This window comes from Prosthecobacter algae, assembly GCF_039542385.1.
Taxonomy (GTDB): Bacteria; Verrucomicrobiota; Verrucomicrobiia; order Verrucomicrobiales; family Verrucomicrobiaceae; genus Prosthecobacter; species Prosthecobacter algae.
The window spans coordinates 149,558-168,288 of the sequence record NZ_BAABIA010000004.1 but is presented as its reverse complement, the minus strand read 5'-3'; the positions used below and the strand labels follow the sequence as shown (position 1 = coordinate 168,288).

Genomic DNA, 18,731 nt, shown 5'->3' with positions numbered 1-18,731 from the left:
CTACCGAGTACTTTTTCGAGCGAGCTCCCTGGAACAACCGGTGGGTGTTGTTTGGTATTGCGCTGGTGATGGCGTGTTTCGATTTCCTGTCGGGGCCGATCATTTTCTTTCCGGTTATGTTTGTGATTCCAGTGACGCTGATGTCGTGGAATTGCGGGCTGCGGACGGCCCTGGTCTTGGGGTCGATTTTGTGCGTGATCCGCTTTTGCATCCAGTATGCCTGGGGCATCCCCTACACGCTGCCGGAGGCCATCGTGAATGCGGTGCTGCGGCTGGGGGTGCTGCTTTTCATCACGTTTCTGGCGGGCAAGCTTTCGCAGCAGACGCAGGCGCTGCGGGCCCGGGTGCGGACGCTGGAGGGCATCCTGCCGACGTGCTCCTTTTGCAAAGACATCCGGGATGAGGCGGGGAACTGGCACGAGATCGAGGACTTTGTGACTTCGCGGACGGAGGCACGATTCAGCCACGGGGTGTGCCCGGAGTGCGCGGCGGAGCATTATGGGGACATTCTGGCCAAGGTGAGTGAGAGCACGCGGGCCTGAGAATACCCCGACGAATACGCTTATTGTTATACTTGGCGGCGGGTGCACAAAAAAGCCCCCGGACCTGAGGAGATCCGGAGGCGCGCCAGAAGGCCTAACGTGAAGTGTTATACTAGGTCGTAGCGGTCGAGGTTCATCACTTTGTTCCAGGCGGAAACGAAGTCGTGGATGAACTTGCTCTGGGCATCGGAGGTGGCGTAAACTTCGGCCAGGGCGCGGAGCTGGGAATTCGAGCCGAAGACGAGATCCACGCGGGTGGCGGTCCACTTGAGAGTGCCAGATTTGCGGTCGCGACCTTCAAAGGCATCGTCGTCCTTGGAGAGGGGTTTCCACTCCGTGGCCATGTCGAGCAGGTGAACGAAAAAATCGTTGGTAAGGGCTTCGGGCTGGTGGGTGAAGGCACCGGCCTGGGCTGAGCCGACGTTGGTTTTAAGGACGCGCATGCCGCCGATGAGGACGGTCATTTCCGGAGCGGTGAGGGTGAGAAGCTGGGCTTTGTCGATGAGGAGCTCCTCGGCAGAGACGCTGTATTTGGTGCGCTGGTAGTTGCGGAAGCCGTCAGCAAGGGGCTCGAGGAAACCGAAGGATTCGACATCCGTCTGCTCCTGCGAGGCATCCATGCGACCTGGCGTGAAGGGCACGGTGACTTCGTGGCCGGCATTTTTTGCGGCCTGTTCGACTGCAGCACAGCCGCCAAGGACGATGAGATCTGCCAGGGAGACTTTTTTGCCGCCGGATTGGGCGGTATTGAAGGCGGCCTGGATGCTGGTCAGTTTTTCGAGGACTTTGGCGAGCTGGGCAGGCTGATTGACCTCCCAATCTTTTTGCGGGGCGAGGCGGATGCGGGCTCCATTGGCACCGCCGCGTTTGTCACTGCCACGGAAGGTGGAGGCGGAGGCCCAGGCGGTAGAAACGAGCTCTGAGACGGTGAGGCCTGAAGCGAGGATCTGGCCCTTCAGGGTGGCGATGTCCTGAGCATTGACGAGGGGGTGATCGACGGCGGGGATTGGATCCTGCCAGAGGAGGATTTCCTCGGGGACTTCGGGGCCGAGGTAGCGGTCGCGCGGGCCCATGTCGCGGTGGGTGAGCTTGAACCAGGCGCGAGCGAAGGCATCGGCGAACTGATCTGGATTTTCCAAGAAGCGGCGGGAGATTTTTTCATACTCAGGATCCACGCGGAGGGCGATGTCGGTGGTGAGCATGTTGGGGGCGATGCGCTTGGAGACATCGTGGGCGTGAGGCACGGTGCCCTCCCCCGCCCCGTCTTTGGGCCGCCACTGGTGGGCACCGGCGGGGCTTTTGGTGAGTTCCCATTCGTAGCCGAAGAGGTTCTCGAAGTAGTTGTTGCTCCACTGAGTGGGGGTGGTGGTCCAGGTGACTTCGAGGCCGCTGGTGATGGTGTCGCCGCCTTTGCCAGTGCCGAAGCTGTTTTTCCAGCCAAAGCCCTGTTCGGCAAGGCCTGCGGCTTCGGGTTCAGCTCCGACATGGGAGGCGGGACCTGCGCCGTGGGTCTTGCCAAAAGTGTGACCACCGGCGATGAGGGCGACGGTTTCCTCGTCATTCATGGCCATGCGTGCGAAGGTGTCGCGGATGTCGTAGGCGGACTTGAGGGGATCTGGATTGCCATCGGGGCCTTCGGGGTTCACGTAGATGAGGCCCATCTGCACGGCGGCGAGGGGATTTTCCAAATTGCGGGTGTGGATATCGCCATCGGCTTTGTCATCGGACACGACCACGCCGCCGTCTTTGGCGACGCCTTCGGAGCCGTGGGCGTAGCGTTTGTCGCCGCCGAGCCAGGTGGTTTCGCGGCCCCAATAAACATCGTGATCCGGCTCCCAGGTGTCTTCACGGCCACCAGCGAAACCGAAGGTTTTGAAGCCCATGGTTTCCAACGCGACATTGCCGGTGAGGATCATCAAATCGGCCCAGGAAATCTTGCGACCGTACTTTTGCTTGATGGGCCAAAGGAGGCGACGGGCTTTATCGAGGCTGACGTTGTCCGGCCAGCTATTGAGGGGGGCAAAACGCTGCTGGCCCCGGCCGCCACCGCCACGGCCATCGCCTGTGCGGTAGGTGCCTGCGCTGTGCCAGGCCATGCGGATGAACAAGGGGCCGTAGTGGCCGAAGTCTGCGGGCCACCAGTCCTGTGAATCCGTCATGAGGGCAGCGAGGTCCTGCTTCACGGCGGCGAGGTCGAGGCTCTTGAATTCTTCGGCGTAATTGAAGTCTCCGCCCATGGGATCGGACTTGGAGGAATGCTGGTGCAGGAGGTCGATCTTCAGCAGTTTGGGCCACCAGTCGCGGTTGGTGGTGCCGGTGCTGGGGGCGTGGTGGAAGGGGCACTTTCCTTGGGGGGCGGCAGCGGTGTGGGCTACGGGGCAGGTTTGGGCTTCGTCTGACATAGGTTTACTCTTTTGATCAGTGGACAGAAGGCGATGAGCCGAGGCTTCACCGATACGCACCACGGCACGCATCAGGGACAATTAATACCTGGAAATTCATCGCTCGTCTATAGATGCATGCAGCTTGAAACAGGCCAGATGGAAAAGGAGGCTGGAGAAAGGATCCGCCCTTGCCGATGAAAAAGTGCTGGCTCTGGGCGGCCCTTTCTGAACATATTCCGGTGCAGTCTGCCATTCCCCCTTTTCATTCCATGAAGCTTTTCCCCTTTTTCTCTGCCGCCCTCCTGCTGTGCCTGACGGCTTGCCAAACGGAACCTGTGAAAAAGAAGAAGACGGTGAGGCAGCCGCCAGCGCCGGGTGTGGGGGGTGCGGCGGCGGTAACGCCCAGCGTCTCTCCTTCCGGTGTGGTGACGACCGCCAGCGGTCTGCAATATCGGGTGCTGGCCTCTGGGCCCACCTACGGCAGGTCCCCCTCCTACAGCGATTCCGTGTCGGTGCATTACCACGGCACGCTCGCTGATGGCACGGTCTTCGACAGCTCGATCGAGCGAGGCCAGCCTGCGACCTTTGGCGTGGGCCAGGTGATTCCCGGCTGGACGGAGGCGCTTCAGTTGATGAAACCGGGGGACAAGTGGCTGCTTCTGATCCCAGCCCGGCTGGCCTATGGCAACCGTGCCGTGGGCGGCAAAATTCCGCCGAACAGCGATCTGATCTTTCAGGTGGAGCTGCTGGAAGTGGTGGGAAGATAGGTGGCTGCGCCGCCACACATCGATCGCCTTTCGCAACTTCGTTTGAGTCGCGTTTTCCAACGCCGCTTTTTTGTATGAGCGCCATCCAAGGTTACCATCTCATTCGCCCAGAAGACCTTTCATGGCGGCTGTCGAATCTGATGAAGATCCCGAATGCGGACTATCTGGAGCGCACGGGCAGTGAGAATCTGGGCGCGCGACTGTGGCGAATGCCGCCCGGCAGTGCCAACACCCTGCACAAGCACGTGCGGGCGGAGGAATTTTACTTTGTGCTGGAAGGCACCGGCCGCCTGAGAGTGGGCGAGGAAAGTCTGACCCTCCCCCGATACGGCGGGGTTTTGGTGGGACCAGATCAGCTCCGTCAGGTGTTTAATGACACGGAGAGCGAAGTGCTTTGGCTTATTATCGGCGGTCCCGAGGAAACTGAATTCCTGCCAAGCGCGACCACGCCGCCCGACATGTCTTTGATCTACCCGGTGGACCCGACTCAATTGCCTCCCGAACTCGCGGGGACTCAATGGCCACCGAAAGCCTGAAGGAATGCACGAGTTGCTCAATCGCCATCGTCAGGGGTTGGGCGGTGTGTTGCCGAATGCCACCAGATATCGAACGGCAAAGTCAATGAAGGCACTGACGCGTGCCGGGAGCACCCGCTGGCCAGCATAGACCACGTGGATGGGTAGGTCCTTGGCTTTGAGCCGTGGCAGGACGCGTACGAGGGTGCCTGACTCGAGGTCTTTTTCGATCAGCCAATCTGGGAGCAGTGCAACGCCGAGCCCATCGCGCACGGCTTCGCGGATGCTGGTGACGCCTTCTGAGACAAGGACGGGCGTAGTCGGCAAGGTCTGAGCGGCATCGTTGGAATCGTAAAGGGTGACCTCCGTCGTGCCCCAGAAATGAGAGCCCGAAAGGGAGACCCAGGGCCAGGACTTGAGATCTGCCAGTGTCTTTGCCGGAGGCCGCCCCTGAACCAAGGCGGGTGAGGCCGCGAGGTGGAGCGGGATGACGCCTGCGGGCCGGGCGATGACGCTGTCATCAGTGATCCGGCCCGGCACGATCCCGACGTCGCAGCCCTCCTGGATCATGTGCAGAGGACGGTTGTTCAAGGCCAGGGTGGCGGTGACCTGAGGGTTTGCCTGCAAGAATTGGCTAACCAAAGGTGTGACCACCCACTGCCCCAGGTCCACGGTGGCAAAGAGATGCAACTGACCGCTCAAGGTCGTGTGGTCTGCATGCAGGCGGCGGGCCGCTTCCTCGGCATGGCCCAGCAGGGTCCGGGCATCGGCCAGGAAACGCTGCCCGGTCTCCGTTACGCTCATTTGGTGAGTGTCCCTGCGCAGAAGTGCGGTGCCGCACAGTTCCTCCAGAGACCGCAACTGGCGGCTGAGAGTGGGCTGAGACACCCGCACGCAACGTGCCGCAGCGGAGATGCTGCCGGATTCGACGATGCTAACGAAGGCGCGAAGCAGGGTCAGGTCTTCAAAGGCTCTCATGCAAATGTTGAATGACTGTTATGCGAAAGGGGTGGCTACACGGAAAGCGATGCTGATGCCATGCTGACCTCGCCATGAATAACCAAACATCCAGCGACAAAAACAAGAATATGAAAATCGTCATCATCGGTGGCACGGGCCTCATCGGGGGCAAGCTCACCCACAAGCTTCGCCAGCGGGGCCACGAGGTGGTGGCTGCCTCTCCGCGCACGGGTGTCAATACTCTGACGGGTGAAGGCTTGGCGGAGGCACTGGCAGGTGCGCAGGTGGTGGTGGATGTGGCGAATTCGCCCTCCTTTGAAGACGGGCCTGTGATGGAGTTCTTTGAGACCTCGGGCCGCAACCTGCTGGCGGCTGAAAAGGCCGCTGGAATGAAGCATCACATCGCGCTGTCGGTGGTAGGCACGGAGCGTCTGCTGGCCAGCGGTTACTTCCGTGCGAAGATGGCGCAGGAACAGCTCATCCAAGCATCCCCAATTCCTTACACCATCGTCCGCGCGACGCAGTTTTTTGAATTCGTCAGCAGCATTGCCCACGCCAGCACGGTGGGGAAGACGGTACGTTTGTCCTCGGTGCTCATGCAGCCGATTGCCGCGGAAGATGTGGCAACCGCTTTGGTGGAAATCGCCGTCGCTGCGCCCGCCCGAGGCATGGTGGAACTGGCCGGTCCCGAGCCGATCCGGCTGGATGAAATCGCCCGCCGCTACCTGAGTGCGACCCTGGATGACCGCAGGGTGGAGACAGACCGTGATGCCGGATACTTTGGCACCGAAGTCAATGACCAGAGCCTCACGCCCGGTGCGAATCCCCTGCTCGGCACAACGCGCTTTGATGCTTGGCTGGGCAGTTCAGTTGAGGTGCGCTAACCTAAATCTCAACGCTCGCGCCTTGCCTGACTTTCGGGGTGGGCTAAGGATAATAAGTGATCTTCCGTTTGTTGGTCACAGTTGGCAGTGAACGTTTTTCGCCGTTCTTTAGAATCAGAACTGATTTTTCAATCTGGGTTAGCCAATTCCCTGCCGAATCGATTTCAGGGTATTCATAAGTCATGACGAATTGATCCCCGTCCTTGTCGTGCATGATGATGGTGGAAGTACGCTCAAAACCTTCGGGCAGCCATTGGATGATAAATTCGGATGTCTTTTTTCCAATCGGCTCTTCAAAAAGAACATGTTCTTCTTTGTTGAGGGCATTCCGCTTGAATGTCGTCTTCTCCAAAGTCTTCCCTGCGATAGTTTGAGTAATACTTCCCAATTCAAAGCCTTGCTCGGAATAGCTGATGAACTCGGTGTTTTTTGATCGCTGGTCCACCTTGGCGATGCGTTTCGTTTTGAGATCCACAAAGATTTGATAGGTGGTTTGGGTGCCCTCGCTCAATTCAACAAGTGATACCCACGTGCCCCCCTCGTCGTAAGTGTATATCTCTGAGTCAGTCTTACGATTTGAAGAATCAAAGGTTTCCACCCGGATCGCGTTTCCATCTTTGTCATACTCAGAACGCTTGACGGATTCCAATTTGTCCTGATCCCCCTCGGAGGACTCGAAACTGCTTTCCGTCACCAAGTGTGGTTTACCATGAAAATCATGTTGCATACACAGAGGAGCCATCACTTCCAAATGTTTTCCACCCGCCTGAACCATTGCAGGCACAAGAATTAAAAGGCTGATGCCCAACCACATTTGATTCATTCGCAAGTTCCACATACAGTCGCTTGCTTTACCCCGCCAGAGCAGGCGTGTCACCAAAATTCCAGGACAGCGAAGCGGTCGCATACCAACATCAGTGTTAGGGGGAACATGGGAGAATGATTGCTAGCGATGACGCCTGACAACGATCGGCTAGATCTTCTCCCAGGAACGGTCGGCGACGGGGTCACGGCCTTCGTCGTACTCAATGTGGTCGATGAGGGTTTCGATGGTCTTTCCGGTTAGGCCGCTGTCGATGATGCGCTGGGGGAGGACGTGGCTGCGTTCATCGCGCCAGCCGAGTTTGGCAATGAAGCGGTTCCAGATGTGACACTCTTCATCCGAACGCAGAGCGCCGCGTGCCTGAGTCCAGGTGAGGATGTCTTCGTCACTCTCGGCGGGATGAAGAAGGACATGATGCCGGATGATCTCATAAGGCACGCCGAGGAAGCGGCAGAGGCGGCTGTCGAGCGTGTAAACCTGGCTATCGCCGACGAGGGGTACGTAGTCGGCAGGAAGCTTGCCCTGGGCATGGAGGCGAATCTTATCCAGCATGCGGCCAAAGTGGATGAGGCGGCCGACTTTGGCGTAGCAACTGCGGAGACCAGGGACGTGAGGCATGGTGAATGGGGGTGAAGATCAGCTACCCACAAGAACGGCGGAATTCAAGTTCACGGAGAAGCATGGCCGCGAACGGATTGTAATTCGCATCACGGTGCTCAGAGACCGCCAGAAAGAGAGAGTTCAGCCAGCCTTGAGGGTCTCGTTGAAGAAAGCAAGGGTCCTCTCCCAGGCCAGTTTGGCAGCGGCGGCATCGTAACGAGGCGTCGTGTCATTGTGGAAGCCGTGATTGGCACCCGGATACATGTGGGCGGTGTAGCGGACATTGGCCTTTTTCAGCTCGGCTTCGTAGGCTGGCCAGCCTTCGTTGACCTTCTGGTCCATCTCTGCGTTGTGGATCAGCAGGGCGGCTTTGATCTTGGGCACATCCTCGGCGGCGGGCTGGCGGCCGTAGAAAGGGACGGCAGCAAGAATGACGTCTGGCAACCTAACCGCAAGTGTGTTTGACATGCCACCTCCGTAGCAGAAGCCGACCACGCCCACCTTGCCATTGCAACCGTCATGTGCGGCCAGCCATTGGGCGGCGGCAATGAAGTCCTCGGTCATCTGCGCGGGGTCGCGTTTGGCCTGCATCTCACGCCCCTTATCATCACTGCCAGGATAACCGCCGAGAGGGAAAAGGGCATCGGGAGCAAAGGCCACATAGCCTGCCACGGCCACCCGGCGGGCCACGTCCTCGATGTAAGGATTGAGGCCCCGGTTTTCATGGATGACCAGGACGCCAGGAAGCTTGTCCTCCGCCTTGGCGGGCTTTACCAGCAGGCCGCGCATCTTGCCTGCCCCCTGGGGCGAATCATACTCCGCATAGGCAGCCTGGATGCGTGGATCGTCCTTTGCCACCTGCTCGGCCAGGGCATAATTGGGGCTGAGCATTTCCAGCAGAGCCGCCGCCGTAATGCCGCCTACGGCGAACCGGGAGGCGCGCTCCAAAAAGCCCCGCCGGTCCACGCGGCCATGGGCATAGTCGTCATACAGATTGAGGAGATCCTGATCAAAGTCGGCGGCAGTTTGGCGGTTCATGCGCGGCATGGTAAAGAACGGCGCGACGAATGGGAAGGCTGGAAGCGGGAAAATCCGGTGGTGGTCTCGTAACAAGCGCGGGCAGCCATTGTTCAGAAAAGAGCTCTTGCTCTTTTTGTTGAACGCAATATTTAACCACATGGTTAAATGTCAGGCCGGAATTTTGAATCTTACCTTTGCCGCCCTCGCGGATCCCACCCGTCGCAGCCTATTGGACCACCTTTCGCGGGGTGACTGCTGTGTGACGGATCTGGCCAAACCCCACGCCATGTCCCTGCCCGCCGTCTCCAAGCACCTGCGCGTGCTTGAAGAGGCGGGCCTCATCAGCCGCCGCCGCCTGGGCCGAGTCCACTCGCTGAGCCTGAATGCCGGCCCCATGCAGCAGGCCCAGGCGTGGATGGAAAGCTACCGCCGCCACTGGGAGGCCAGCTTTGACCGTCTGGACACTTACCTTGCCGAACTGCAAGCCCATCCCCCCCAAACTCCAACCGACCTCCCAACACTATGACAAGCCCCACTCCACCCTCTGCCGATGGCGAAGTCCTCATCACCCGCACCTTCCGCGCGCCGCGCCAGCTTGTGTGGCAGGCCTGGACAGATCGCGCCCACCTCACCCGCTGGCACGCGCCCCAGGGTTGTGACATCCATTTTGCCCGCTTTGACTTTCGCGTCGGTGGCAGCTTCCACTCGCGCATTAGCAACCCGAGCTTTGGTGACTGCTGGTGCCTGGGAACCTACCTGGAGATCGTGCCGCCTGAACGCCTCGTTTACACCATGGCCCTTGCGGATGCGGCAGGGCACCTGATTGCCGCCAAAGAAGCAGGCCATGATCCCGAGTGGCCTGCTGAAACCACCGTCACCCTTACTTTGACCGAGCAGGCCGATGGCAGCACCCTCCTGAAACTCCACCAGAACGTGAAGGAATCCATAGCCCGGCGCACGGGTGCCTACCCTAGCTGGCTGTCCATGTTCGACCGGCTGGCCGAAGACCTAGCCAACCTCTGAGAGGAGGCTACCGGAACAAACTTTTCTCCATTTTAAGCGGACTCCTAGTCTAGCAGATCCAAAGTGCTCACAGTTCATTCTGCTGGCATTCGTGCCCATCCTGAGAGATGGCAGGGGAATGTCGCAAAATTTTAGAGAGCTGGGTGTTCGTCATGACTTGATCCGTGGGCTGGAAGAGCTGGGGATTCTGATGCCGACGCAGGTACAGCAGCGGGTGATTCCGTTCTTACTGAAAGAGGGGGCGGATCTTGTCGCTCAGGCCCAGACGGGCACGGGCAAGACGGCGGCATTTGGCCTGCCGCTGCTGATGAAGATGAATGCGAAGCTGCCCGTGGTGCAGGGGCTAGTGATTGCGCCGACCCGTGAACTGGCGAAGCAGATCGGCAAACAACTCTTCAAGTTCACCAAGCAGGTCCAGGAAAAAATCTTTGTGGAGGTGATCACCGGGGGTGACAACATCGACCGGCAGGTGGAGGCGCTGAAACGGCCGACCTGCATCGTGGTGGGAACTCCAGGGCGAATCATGGACATGATCGAGCGGCGGGCCCTGTCTCTGGAAAACGTCAAGCACGTGGTGCTAGATGAGGCGGATGAGATGCTGAGCATGGGTTTCAAAAAGGAGCTTCAAGAGATCCTGAAACTGACGACGAAGAGGCAGAGCACTTGGCTGTTTTCGGCGACATTCCCAGAGGCGATTCACACGCTGATCAAAGGCTGCATGGCACCGAATCCACATACGATCCAGATTGACCAGGGGCACGTGGTGAACCCGGACATTGACCATCGGTTTGTGATCCTGAAGCCTGAGGAAAAGACGGAGTTCATCAGCGATTTCCTGAAACGCCAGCAGGAAGGGCGAGGCATCATCTTCTGCCGAACCAAGGCCGATGCCAACACCCTGTGCCGCGAGCTGGCGGCCCTGGGCCTGCCTGTCGATGTGCTGCAGGGGGACCTGATGCAGAAGGAGCGCGACAAAGTGATGCGGGCCTTTAAAAAGGAGCGCGTGCAGTTCGTCGTCGCCACCGATGTGGCCGCGCGCGGCATTGATGTGGCGGATCTGGCCTTTGTGATCCATCACCAGCTCCCGGATCAACTGGAATACTACACGCACCGCAGCGGCCGCACGGCTCGAGCTGGCAAAAAAGGAATGTCGCTCTGCCTCATCCACCCGAAGGAAAAATGGAAGCTGCCCCAGCTTGAAAAGGCGCTGCATGTGACCTTCCGCGAACTGAGGGTCTAACGCCAAGCATATCACATGGCGGGACTGCGGACTATTTTCCGCCGGTCCATTCCACGCTGAGGATCTGCTGGACCTTCATCTTGCCGCCGACTTCCGGGATGTCCTCCGTTGATTCCTTCCAGGTGACTTTGCATTTGCGACCTGCAAAGGCCTTTGGATTTTCGAGCACCTTTTCAACCGTGGCATCTGGGCGCAGGACGAACCATGAGAGTTCCTTCCCTGCCGCCGTTCGCATGTTCCAGTGAGCGTAGTCGCCCTCCTCAATGCCTGCAAAGACGCCTTCGGTAACCTGGGTTGGCGCGATGGCTTTCGCAGGCCCCTTTGACTTTAGGGCTGCCACGAAGGCAGCACAATTGGCGGTCAACCGCTCACCTTCAGCCGCGTAATCTTCGCCATGCAGGACACCGGCGTCCTTGTCATTGGTCAGCCATTTGAAGATCTCCCCCTCTTTGAAATACAGCCGGTTTTCAATGCGCAGCGGAGTGGCGCTGAGATGGTTCCTCGAGTAGGTGCTGTAAACAAACAGAGGCTTCTCGTTTTCCAGGTAGTATTCTTCCGTCCCTGCCCCGTCTTCATTGGACTTGGCGACGATCTTTCGCAGCACACCTTTTTCCATCCAGCCGGTCAGTTCAAAGACCAAAGGGTCGTCCCGGTGTGTGCCTGTGACGCGCTGGAGAGACTTTTCCTGCTGATTGATCTGACTGTAGATCGCACGATGGTGAGCGGTGTCGCTTTGAGCCTGGGCGAGATGGGGAGCCCCTATCCCGGCGGCAAGGGCGAGCAGGAAGTGAAGAGTTTTCATGCCCGGCAAAAGAGGCCTGAAAACCGTGAAAGGCAACCGCTTCCGAAAGGGGAAGCCGGGGCCTATTCCTGCGCGGGTGGCGAGGATTCCGGGGGCGGTGGGACCTGCTCCTCTACCATTTTTTTCTTCACTTTGACCGCCGGTTTCTGCCCGGGGATAAAACCGCCGTTGCTATTCCCGCCCCACCCGAAGTTTGAGTTGCCACTCTTGAAGGGCCGAGGTGGCTTATTGGTCTGTTTCTGGCTCCGCATGGTTCAGGGAAAGTCTTGAGTAAGGTTGCGAGTTTCCAGCCTCTGGGCTGGGCGACTCATGGTTGTGGCGAAGACTGAATTTGGCAAAGTGAAATCTTGCCTCTGGACTGTGTTTGCACGTGCAGTTTGCTCAGGGCCGGATTCTGCGGCAGGATGCGAGGTGCATCCCTCCCTTTCCCGACGTCCTGCCGTGCAACCCATCACCTGGATTGCGCCTGCCCAAAGAGCTCTTTTTGAAGCAGCCGGGACCACTGCCCACCGCATCGGTTCAGGTTCCGGGGGCTGGGTGGAGCGCCTGGGAGACGACGCCATGATCTCCCATAAAAACGATGCGGCCCTGGCGGAACTGAGCGCTGGGCTGGAAACCTGGAGCAGCCAGTCGGGCTGGGCACCGGTGCGTGTGTTCACCCGCTTTTTGCCATTGAAGAACGACGAGCGGATATCCCCCGTGCTAAAAAGCGGCGATGCCACGCTTCCCATGACCACCGTCGTAACGGAAGCCGGAGTGCGCTACGGCCTGGATTTTGCCGCAGGCTACAGCCACGGCCTGTTCCTGGATCAGCGTGCCAACCGGGCCCAGCTTCCCCTCTTCAAGCCGAAGCGGATGCTGAACACCTTTGCCTACACCTGCAGCTTCACCGTCGTCGCCGGGCTTGCAGGGGCTGAAACGGTGAGCGTGGACCTTTCCAAGAAGTCGCTGGATCGCGGCAAGCAAAACCTCGCGCTCAATGGCATTGCTGAAACAAAGCATCGTTTCATCGCCGACGATGCGCAGGAACTCATGCCCAGGCTGGAACGCAGGGGCGAACGCTTCGACGTCATCATCTTGGATCCGCCCACGTTCTCACGGAATGACAAGGGGCGTCTCTGGCAGGTGGAGCAGCATTTTGAAGACCTGGTGAATGCCGCCCTCGAGCTGGCCATGCCCAAGTGCGCCATCCTGCTTTCCACCAACTGCACGAAGCTGGATCCCGTCTCCCTGGAACGCCGCTCGCGACAGTGCGCTAAGATCAAGCGGCGGGCCGTGGACTATGTGAGGATCGCCTCGCAGACCGATTTCCCCGCAGGCCACGGAGCCAGCACGCTGTGGATGCTGGTGAGGTAACACAGATGCACAGCCAGTGAGGTGCACAGCCGCGAATGCTGTGCATGAATCCGTTTCCACGTTTCCTGCTTCTGGCTGCCTGCCTCTTCGGGCCGTTCACCTCTGCCTTCGCGGCGCAGACCGATCCGCCTGCTGCATCTTCGGATGTGGAGGCCGCAACCCTGCTCCAAGTCTTCCTGGACCGCGCAGGCTTTGGCCCAGGCAAGATCGATGGCCACTACGGGGGCTTTACAGAGAAGGCGTTCCACCTGTACCGCCAGGCACAGGGGAAAGAAGAGGCAACGGCAGCGGAGCCAGCCAAGGATGACAAGGCCAAGCGCCCTTTGCCTGATCTCAAGGACCTGGATCTGGCCAGCATCGGCCCGGCCTTCATCGAATACACGGTGACCGAAGCAGACCAGAAGACCGTGGGCGAATTGCCCAAAGAAGTGAAGGCCATGGCGAAGCTGAAGTGGCTGCCCTATGCCAGTCTCGCGGAAGCTCTGGCGGAGAAATTTCACTGCGATCTCGACTTCCTCAAGGAGCTGAATTCCGGCAAGCTGGAAAGCGTGAAGGCGGGTGACAAAATCAAGGTGCCAAACGTGGAGCCCTTTGATGTGGCAGCGGTCAAAGACCTGCCCCTTTTGGACCTGACTGACAGCGGTGAAGACGATGACAAACCCAAGGGCAAGAATGCAGACAAGACCTCCGACAAGGAAACTCCAGAGGGCACGGCTGCCAAGATCGAGGTGAAGGTGGATGCTGGCGACAACATGCTGCGGCTGTTTGAAGCTGGAAAGCTGACGGCCGCCTTCCCGGTCACCATCGGTTCACAGCAGACCCAGTCTCCTGAAGGCGACTGGAAGGTGCGCGGCATCGCCCGGCTGCCCGACTTCCGCTACGATGAATCCTTTCTGAAGACAGGCGAGCGGAGCGATGAAACCTACCTGCTGTCCCCAGGGCCTAACAATCCGGTGGGGGTGATCTGGATCGCCCTGAACAAGCGTGGCATCGGCCTGCATGGCACGGGTGATCCGGATGCCATCGGTCGCAGCGCCAGCCATGGCTGCGTGCGGCTGGCCAATTGGGACATCGTGCGGCTGGCCACCCGCCTGCGTGCAGGGGTGGCCGTCTCGATCCATTGATCAGGCTCCCTGTTTCTTTTTGACTGGCTTGCTTTGTTTAGGGGGCTTGGGAGTGCCCGCAGCCGAAGGGCGGTCGTTTTCTTTGATCTTGGCAAAGACCTTCTGAGCGTAGGCGGAGCTTTGCTCAGGGGTCATGTCCGGCTTCTTGTCGAGCTGGGACCTCACTAGGTCCTTGAACTTACCTCTGGCCTCGGGAGAGAGCGAGGCATAAAGCTCGCGCCCTTTATCGCCTAACAAAGAGGATGCTGCGGTTTTACCTGAGGCCTTTTTGCCTTCTCCCTTGCCGGCCAGGCGGCTTTTTGAGCGGTCCTTTGCATCTTCGCCAGGAGACATGGACTGGCCGTGATAATGCATGACCAGGGTCTCTGGTCCCACCTGCATTTCCACCTGGGAATTGCTGAGGTCCGTGCCAGCCATTGCGGCCGTGAGGTGCCAACCCATTTCGTTAGGCTGATCGGTGACGAGGTAGCTCTGATGGGTGGCTTTGTTTAAGACTGTGGCCACAGGATGCCCCGCCACATAGGCCATGCCAGTGAGCTGAAGCGACTCCTCCAGATTCACCGAGCGGGTGAAGGGTGACTCCGTCAGCAGAGCCTCGGCAAACGTCGTGTCAAGGGGCTGTGGCAGATCCGGGTCAGCCACAGGAGCGGCGACATCTGCGTGCAGGCAGGATGCAGCGAAAAGGGTGGCCAGGAGAGCAGGTGTGAAGATCTTCATCTGAAGGAAAGCTGGCGTCTTCAAACGAGGAGCCCCCTGAGGTCTTTCAGGGAACCGTGAGGCCCACTTTCCTGGCAGCGTCAGTTGTCGCCGGAAAAGCCAGTCTGGGACGAAGAGAGATTAAACAAGAGGGGCGTGGGATCCAAGATATCGGCCATGAATTATCATGTGCAAAATCATTCCTTTTCCTCTGACATCACCATTGTTTAAAACAATCAGCGCTTCCTCATCCCACGCGAAACAAGGTTTCGCGTGGGCAAAGAAGCGCTGAAAGGAGTCAGACTAATGTAAAGATCCCTGTTATGGCAGGAGATCAAACCGGCCAGAGAGGATCGGGGCTTTGGCGGCAGTCTGCCCAGCCGCAGGAATCTGCGGGAGCAGGAAGTAACCGCTGGCCAGGATGCTGCCCGTCTCGCCCCGGATGATCATGCCCTGGAAGGTCACTTTGCGCTGGAGGGTGCCATCCTTCAGAGTGAAGCTGCCCGTGAGGCTGCCATTGGCGGCTTTGAGCACCAGCGTGGTGCGTCCAAGATTATCCACGCCACCAGCCGTTGGGATCACCAGTTTCAGAGAAGGCCGAAGGAGGGTGATGCCATTGGTGATGTTAGGATTGATGGAGGCGGCGGAGATGCCGCCTTCAGCGAAGACCAAAGAGGCTGGATCGGCACTGGAGGGCAGGCCCAGGACAACACTACCAGCAGCGGCGCGGGCCAGGTACTTGCCATACACATCCAGGGTGAGGGGACCAAAGGCATCGACGTAAGTGCGACCTGTGGTGGCAGGCTTAATCCACGCCACAGTGCCTTCGAGATAGTTTTCAGCATAGTTACCGGAGGAGTCCACCGTGAGGCTGAGCTCGCCATGCACCGAACCAAGCTTGTTATAGAGCGGCTGATAGACAAGCACCTGACCTGCAGAGCCCACAAAGCCACTGGAAAGGATGGCGTTGCCATCGGCTGTGCGACCGTTGACCGTCGTGTTGCCATCCGGCGCGACATTGATGGCTGCATAGCCCGATCCCTGAGGGAGTGCTGCATTGCCGACATCTCCAGACTGTAAATCCAAAGCCACGGCGTAATAACCCATCTCATCTTGCGCAGGATTGAGGAGTTTGTCGAAGGTCTTGCGCCAGCCAGAGAATATCGCAGCGGCCACGCCGTCTGTGAGAGCCCCGGTGGCTGTGTTGTCAGCATTCAGCGTGAGGAGGATATCGGTGCCATCGGGTCCGTCCGCCATGAGTTCTGGCGCCGCTCCGGGGGTGGCAGAGAGATAGCCTTTCAGCATCACTGTCTTGCTACGCTGGGTCAGCTTCAGTGTGTAAGCACCAGTGGTGGTGGTGGTGAGATCGAAACGACCGCCCGCATTGCCATTCAGAGTTGCCTCGGCCTCAATGTGGCCGATGAAGGTCCCCACCGCCGTTTTTGGCAATGCCTGGATAACCAACGTTTCTTCAAAATTCTGCTCTATCCCTCCAGGCAGTTTGGCGGTGATGGAAACGACATAAACACCCGCCGTGGTAGCACGGCCTGTGATGGTGCCGGTAGCAGCATTAAACCGCAGCCCCTGTGGGAGTCCGCTCACCGTGAGGGTAGCCCCAGGGAATTTGCCAACATTAAGAGAGATCGAAGCACCGACACTGGCATCGTCAAATTCGGGAATTTCCACCAAGGTGGTGGTAAAGGTGGCCACGGGAGAATAGCTGGTCCCGGCTTCAGTGGTGGCATAGGCCCGGAAGCTGTAGCCTGAGTTTCCAATAAGGCCCGTCACGTCCGTGGAGAAAACGTTGGTGGCATTCATGCTCACCGCCTGCGTGACGCCTGTACCGCCGATCATGGGGTCCGCGTTGGCAGTGGTCAGAGAGAACACCACTCCGCGTTGCAAGATGGGGGCCCCGCCATGGTCGCTAAGGCTGCCGCCGAGAGTGGCGCTGAAAGCTTCGACATTCGCCGTCGTCGGGGAGACGACCACAGGTGCCACAGGGACAGACAGGATGGCCAGGGATGACAAGGCAGCCGACGGTGAACCCACAGAAGTGGCCACACCATCAGCAAGGCTGACACGGTAAAGAGAAGAAACAGAGGCCACATCGGTCACGAGCCAACCTTGGCCCACAGCCGGGGTATTGGAGGTGCTAACGGTGACAAAATTCGGGATGTCAAAACCGCCGACGCTGGAGATGTCCAAGGGTGTCCCATTAAGCGTGAGCGGGGTGCCGACGGTCAGAGTCCCGGCATTCGGCGGATTCTGAATGTAGAGAGAATCGCTGACATCATCCAGGCCATACTGGGTGGTGACGGTCGCACCGCCAAAACTGTTGGTGTAGGCGGTGTGAGAAACACCGGTGCCGCCGCCATTGATCATACCGTCAGGATTGGTCCCAGCATCCGTGACATTGCCATCCACAGCGGTGCCAGTCAGGGGATTGACGCGGAGATTGAGCCCCGTGCTGGTGACCACCCGCACACGGTCCACGGTGGGGTTAAAATCGAAACCGTAACCAGCGACCGAAGGAGAAGGAAGATCAATCGGGGTGGCTGTGGCGTCCTGATAGGCGATCTGCCCAGCAACAGCGCCGACCACGGTGGCCGCGCCTGTTTGCGGATCGATAAGATAGAGCGTTGCCGTGTTGGTATCGGCATTGACACCGAGGCCCATGAGCTGGCCTGTGGCCGGGCGCTGATCCATGCCGACCAGGATTTCACTGTTCTGGATGCCGGTAACTGCCACGGACGTGCTGGTGCCAGGCACAAAGGGGGAGAAACGGACGATGCTGGTGCCGCCCGTGCTGAGAGCGACGGCTGCGCCGAGGCGCGTGCGCAGGGCAAAGCTGCGCACGGTGGTGCCGCCCAAAAATGTGGCGCCCCCAGTGGTGAGATTGATCTCATAAAGACCTGATGGTCCCGATGTGCGAAGGATGGCATAGGCAATTCCAACGGCCGGGGCCACATTGTTGGCAGCCGCATTGATGCCAGGCTCGATGTCAAAACCATTGACCTCTGTGATGGCCAGAGGCATGCCAGCCACCGTCACGCTCAGGCCATTGGTCTGCGCACCATTGTTAGGTGGATTTTGAATGTAAATGGAATCTGTGACCGCATCAACGGTGTATTGAGTGGTGATGCCTCCGTTGTTAGGCTGGCTGTTGGTGTAGGCCGTTGCGGAGACGGAAGTGGTAGCCCCATTGATGTTGGAATCAATCTGATTGCCCACCACTCCCGCATTGGCATCCACCACGGTGCCGTTGTTTGGATTCATCCGGAAGTTCAGCCCAGCAGCGTTGATAACCCTCAGGCGATCCACAGAGGGATTGAAGTCAATGTCCCAGCCGGTAGCGGGCAAATCAAGCGTGACGCCTGCGCTATCTGCCAGAGTAGAAGCTGTGCCCAGCAGGACTGCCAGACCTGTGGCCGGGGAAAGATGATAGAGGCTCACCGTATCGGCCACGGCATTCACACCCAAGGCATACAGCGCCTGATTTTGCGGTCGCACGTCCAGGGTGACGAGAACATCCCCCATCTGAACGCCCGTGACCGAAATGGCCGCCCCCGGTGTGGAGATGGTGCCCAGGGTGGCAGTGGCCAGTGTGTTGTCCTCATTCAAAAGGTAAACTGGAGTGGTCGGGTCTGCCGCATGGGCCCAGGGGAGCGCCAGTGTACAGAGGAGGCCACAGAGCCAGGGTCTGAAGGTGGAGGCGGGGCGTGGGCTGGCGGCCCTGCATTGACCGGTTAGGGCCGTGGCAGAACGGGGCGGCACGGCAAGCGCACGGGAATGAGCAGTGGGTGTCTTCATGGTAAGCAGATGGAGGATAGCGATGGTCTGCCCGAGTCCGTGATTGAACCCGGCTTGACCATGCTTGGCGGGGTGATCCGACGGCGGCGTGCCTTTGGATTCAACTTCGCCAAAAAATCTTCTACCTGCCCTTTCGAAGGGTTAACTCCCGTCTCCGAGAGTCCTATTCCCTCCCCCCCCCATCT

Annotated in this window: 17 protein-coding genes; 9 read left to right on the top strand and 8 right to left on the bottom strand. The window is 59.1% G+C overall.

Features of this window, described 5'->3' with window-relative positions; all coding sequences use genetic code 11:
• Nucleotides 1-194: 194 nt before the first annotated feature.
• Nucleotides 195-542, top strand: a complete 348-nt coding sequence (locus ABEB25_RS10675) for a hypothetical protein (protein WP_345736392.1) — start codon at nt 195-197, stop codon at nt 540-542.
• 107 nt (nt 543-649) lie between these two features.
• Here ABEB25_RS10675 and katG read toward each other — a convergent pair whose 3' ends face one another.
• The gene (katG, locus tag ABEB25_RS10670; protein WP_345736391.1) at nt 650-2,944 is read right to left on the bottom strand and encodes a catalase/peroxidase HPI; all 2,295 of its coding nucleotides are present in this window, start codon (nt 2,942-2,944) and stop codon (nt 650-652) included.
• A gap of 251 nt (nt 2,945-3,195) precedes the next feature.
• On the opposite strand from katG, the gene bamJ reads away from it, so the two are divergent.
• Both bamJ and ABEB25_RS10660 read left to right on the top strand, forming a co-directional pair.
• The gene (gene bamJ, locus ABEB25_RS10665; RefSeq protein ID WP_345736390.1) at nt 3,196-3,693 is read left to right on the top strand and encodes a BamJ family beta-barrel-assembly machinery protein; all 498 of its coding nucleotides are present in this window, start codon (nt 3,196-3,198) and stop codon (nt 3,691-3,693) included.
• Between the two features lie 74 nt (nt 3,694-3,767).
• Complete coding sequence (locus tag ABEB25_RS10660; protein ID WP_345736389.1) at nt 3,768-4,229, top strand: cupin domain-containing protein; 462 nt, start codon at nt 3,768-3,770, stop codon at nt 4,227-4,229.
• 30 nt (nt 4,230-4,259) lie between these two features.
• Here ABEB25_RS10660 and ABEB25_RS10655 read toward each other — a convergent pair whose 3' ends face one another.
• The gene (locus ABEB25_RS10655; protein ID WP_345736388.1) at nt 4,260-5,186 is read right to left on the bottom strand and encodes a LysR family transcriptional regulator; all 927 of its coding nucleotides are present in this window, start codon (nt 5,184-5,186) and stop codon (nt 4,260-4,262) included.
• A 110-nt stretch (nt 5,187-5,296) separates the two neighbouring features.
• On the opposite strand from ABEB25_RS10655, the gene ABEB25_RS10650 reads away from it, so the two are divergent.
• Nucleotides 5,297-6,052, top strand: a complete 756-nt coding sequence (locus tag ABEB25_RS10650; RefSeq protein WP_345736716.1) for an SDR family oxidoreductase — start codon at nt 5,297-5,299, stop codon at nt 6,050-6,052.
• Nucleotides 6,053-6,095: 43 nt separating this feature from the next.
• Here the strand turns inward: ABEB25_RS10650 and ABEB25_RS10645 are convergent, their stop codons facing one another.
• The 3 genes from ABEB25_RS10645 to yghX form a co-directional block, all read right to left on the bottom strand.
• A complete protein-coding gene (locus ABEB25_RS10645; protein WP_345736387.1) occupies nt 6,096-6,929 on the bottom strand; it encodes a hypothetical protein in 834 nt (277 codons plus the stop codon).
• Nucleotides 6,930-7,025: 96 nt separating this feature from the next.
• Nucleotides 7,026-7,493, bottom strand: coding sequence for a DUF5069 domain-containing protein (locus ABEB25_RS10640; RefSeq protein ID WP_345736386.1), 468 nt, complete (start codon nt 7,491-7,493; stop codon nt 7,026-7,028).
• Between the two features lie 123 nt (nt 7,494-7,616).
• Complete coding sequence (yghX, locus tag ABEB25_RS10635; protein ID WP_345736385.1) at nt 7,617-8,513, bottom strand: YghX family hydrolase; 897 nt, start codon at nt 8,511-8,513, stop codon at nt 7,617-7,619.
• A 163-nt stretch (nt 8,514-8,676) separates the two neighbouring features.
• On the opposite strand from yghX, the gene ABEB25_RS10630 reads away from it, so the two are divergent.
• The 3 genes from ABEB25_RS10630 (at nt 8,677) to ABEB25_RS10620 (ending at nt 10,758) form a co-directional block, all read left to right on the top strand.
• Entirely contained in the window at nt 8,677-9,021 is a 345-nt protein-coding gene (locus ABEB25_RS10630; RefSeq protein ID WP_345736384.1) for an ArsR/SmtB family transcription factor, read from the top strand.
• Nucleotides 9,018-9,518, top strand: a complete 501-nt coding sequence (locus ABEB25_RS10625; protein ID WP_345736383.1) for an SRPBCC family protein — start codon at nt 9,018-9,020, stop codon at nt 9,516-9,518. Before ABEB25_RS10630 ends, ABEB25_RS10625 begins: the two co-directional genes overlap by 4 nt.
• Before the next feature lie 118 nt (nt 9,519-9,636).
• On the top strand, nt 9,637-10,758 hold the full coding sequence (locus tag ABEB25_RS10620) for a DEAD/DEAH box helicase (protein WP_345736382.1): 1,122 nt from the start codon (nt 9,637-9,639) through the stop codon (nt 10,756-10,758).
• A 31-nt stretch (nt 10,759-10,789) separates the two neighbouring features.
• Here ABEB25_RS10620 and ABEB25_RS10615 read toward each other — a convergent pair whose 3' ends face one another.
• Nucleotides 10,790-11,560 (bottom strand): hypothetical protein, encoded by a 771-nt coding sequence (locus ABEB25_RS10615; protein ID WP_345736381.1) that lies wholly within the window; start codon nt 11,558-11,560, stop codon nt 10,790-10,792.
• Nucleotides 11,561-12,001: 441 nt separating this feature from the next.
• Here ABEB25_RS10615 and ABEB25_RS10610 point away from each other — a divergent pair, with 441 nt between their 5' ends.
• Together ABEB25_RS10610 and ABEB25_RS10605 are read left to right on the top strand one after the other, a co-directional pair.
• Nucleotides 12,002-12,916 (top strand): class I SAM-dependent methyltransferase, encoded by a 915-nt coding sequence (locus tag ABEB25_RS10610; RefSeq protein ID WP_345736380.1) that lies wholly within the window; start codon nt 12,002-12,004, stop codon nt 12,914-12,916.
• Nucleotides 12,917-12,960: 44 nt separating this feature from the next.
• Nucleotides 12,961-14,040, top strand: coding sequence for a L,D-transpeptidase (locus ABEB25_RS10605; protein WP_345736379.1), 1,080 nt, complete (start codon nt 12,961-12,963; stop codon nt 14,038-14,040).
• Here the strand turns inward: ABEB25_RS10605 and ABEB25_RS10600 are convergent, their stop codons facing one another.
• Together ABEB25_RS10600 and ABEB25_RS10595 are read right to left on the bottom strand one after the other, a co-directional pair.
• Nucleotides 14,041-14,757 (bottom strand): hypothetical protein, encoded by a 717-nt coding sequence (locus tag ABEB25_RS10600; RefSeq protein ID WP_345736378.1) that lies wholly within the window; start codon nt 14,755-14,757, stop codon nt 14,041-14,043.
• Nucleotides 14,758-15,057: 300 nt separating this feature from the next.
• Nucleotides 15,058-18,546 carry a DUF4394 domain-containing protein gene (locus tag ABEB25_RS10595; protein ID WP_345736377.1) on the bottom strand — a complete coding sequence of 1,163 codons (3,489 nt, stop codon included), beginning with the start codon at nt 18,544-18,546 and terminating at the stop codon, nt 15,058-15,060.
• Between the last annotated feature and the right edge of the window lie 185 nt (nt 18,547-18,731).

What these genes read in the sequence shown, in the direction of transcription:
- ABEB25_RS10605 (WP_345736379.1), top strand. Translation starts at nt 12,961, where the DNA reads ATGAATCCGTTTCCACGTTTCCTGCTTCTGGCTGCCTGCCTCTTCGGG.
- ABEB25_RS10620 (WP_345736382.1), top strand. Translation starts at nt 9,637, where the DNA reads ATGTCGCAAAATTTTAGAGAGCTGGGTGTTCGTCATGACTTGATCCGT.
- ABEB25_RS10615 (WP_345736381.1), bottom strand. Translation starts at nt 11,560, where the DNA reads ATGAAAACTCTTCACTTCCTGCTCGCCCTTGCCGCCGGGATAGGGGCT.
- ABEB25_RS10625 (WP_345736383.1), top strand. Translation starts at nt 9,018, where the DNA reads ATGACAAGCCCCACTCCACCCTCTGCCGATGGCGAAGTCCTCATCACC.
- ABEB25_RS10660 (WP_345736389.1), top strand. Translation starts at nt 3,768, where the DNA reads ATGAGCGCCATCCAAGGTTACCATCTCATTCGCCCAGAAGACCTTTCA.
- ABEB25_RS10650 (WP_345736716.1), top strand. Translation starts at nt 5,297, where the DNA reads ATGAAAATCGTCATCATCGGTGGCACGGGCCTCATCGGGGGCAAGCTC.
- katG (WP_345736391.1), bottom strand. Translation starts at nt 2,944, where the DNA reads ATGTCAGACGAAGCCCAAACCTGCCCCGTAGCCCACACCGCTGCCGCC.
- bamJ (WP_345736390.1), top strand. Translation starts at nt 3,196, where the DNA reads ATGAAGCTTTTCCCCTTTTTCTCTGCCGCCCTCCTGCTGTGCCTGACG.
- ABEB25_RS10600 (WP_345736378.1), bottom strand. Translation starts at nt 14,757, where the DNA reads ATGAAGATCTTCACACCTGCTCTCCTGGCCACCCTTTTCGCTGCATCC.
- ABEB25_RS10655 (WP_345736388.1), bottom strand. Translation starts at nt 5,186, where the DNA reads ATGAGAGCCTTTGAAGACCTGACCCTGCTTCGCGCCTTCGTTAGCATC.
- ABEB25_RS10640 (WP_345736386.1), bottom strand. Translation starts at nt 7,493, where the DNA reads ATGCCTCACGTCCCTGGTCTCCGCAGTTGCTACGCCAAAGTCGGCCGC.
- ABEB25_RS10595 (WP_345736377.1), bottom strand. Translation starts at nt 18,546, where the DNA reads ATGAAGACACCCACTGCTCATTCCCGTGCGCTTGCCGTGCCGCCCCGT.
- yghX (WP_345736385.1), bottom strand. Translation starts at nt 8,513, where the DNA reads ATGAACCGCCAAACTGCCGCCGACTTTGATCAGGATCTCCTCAATCTG.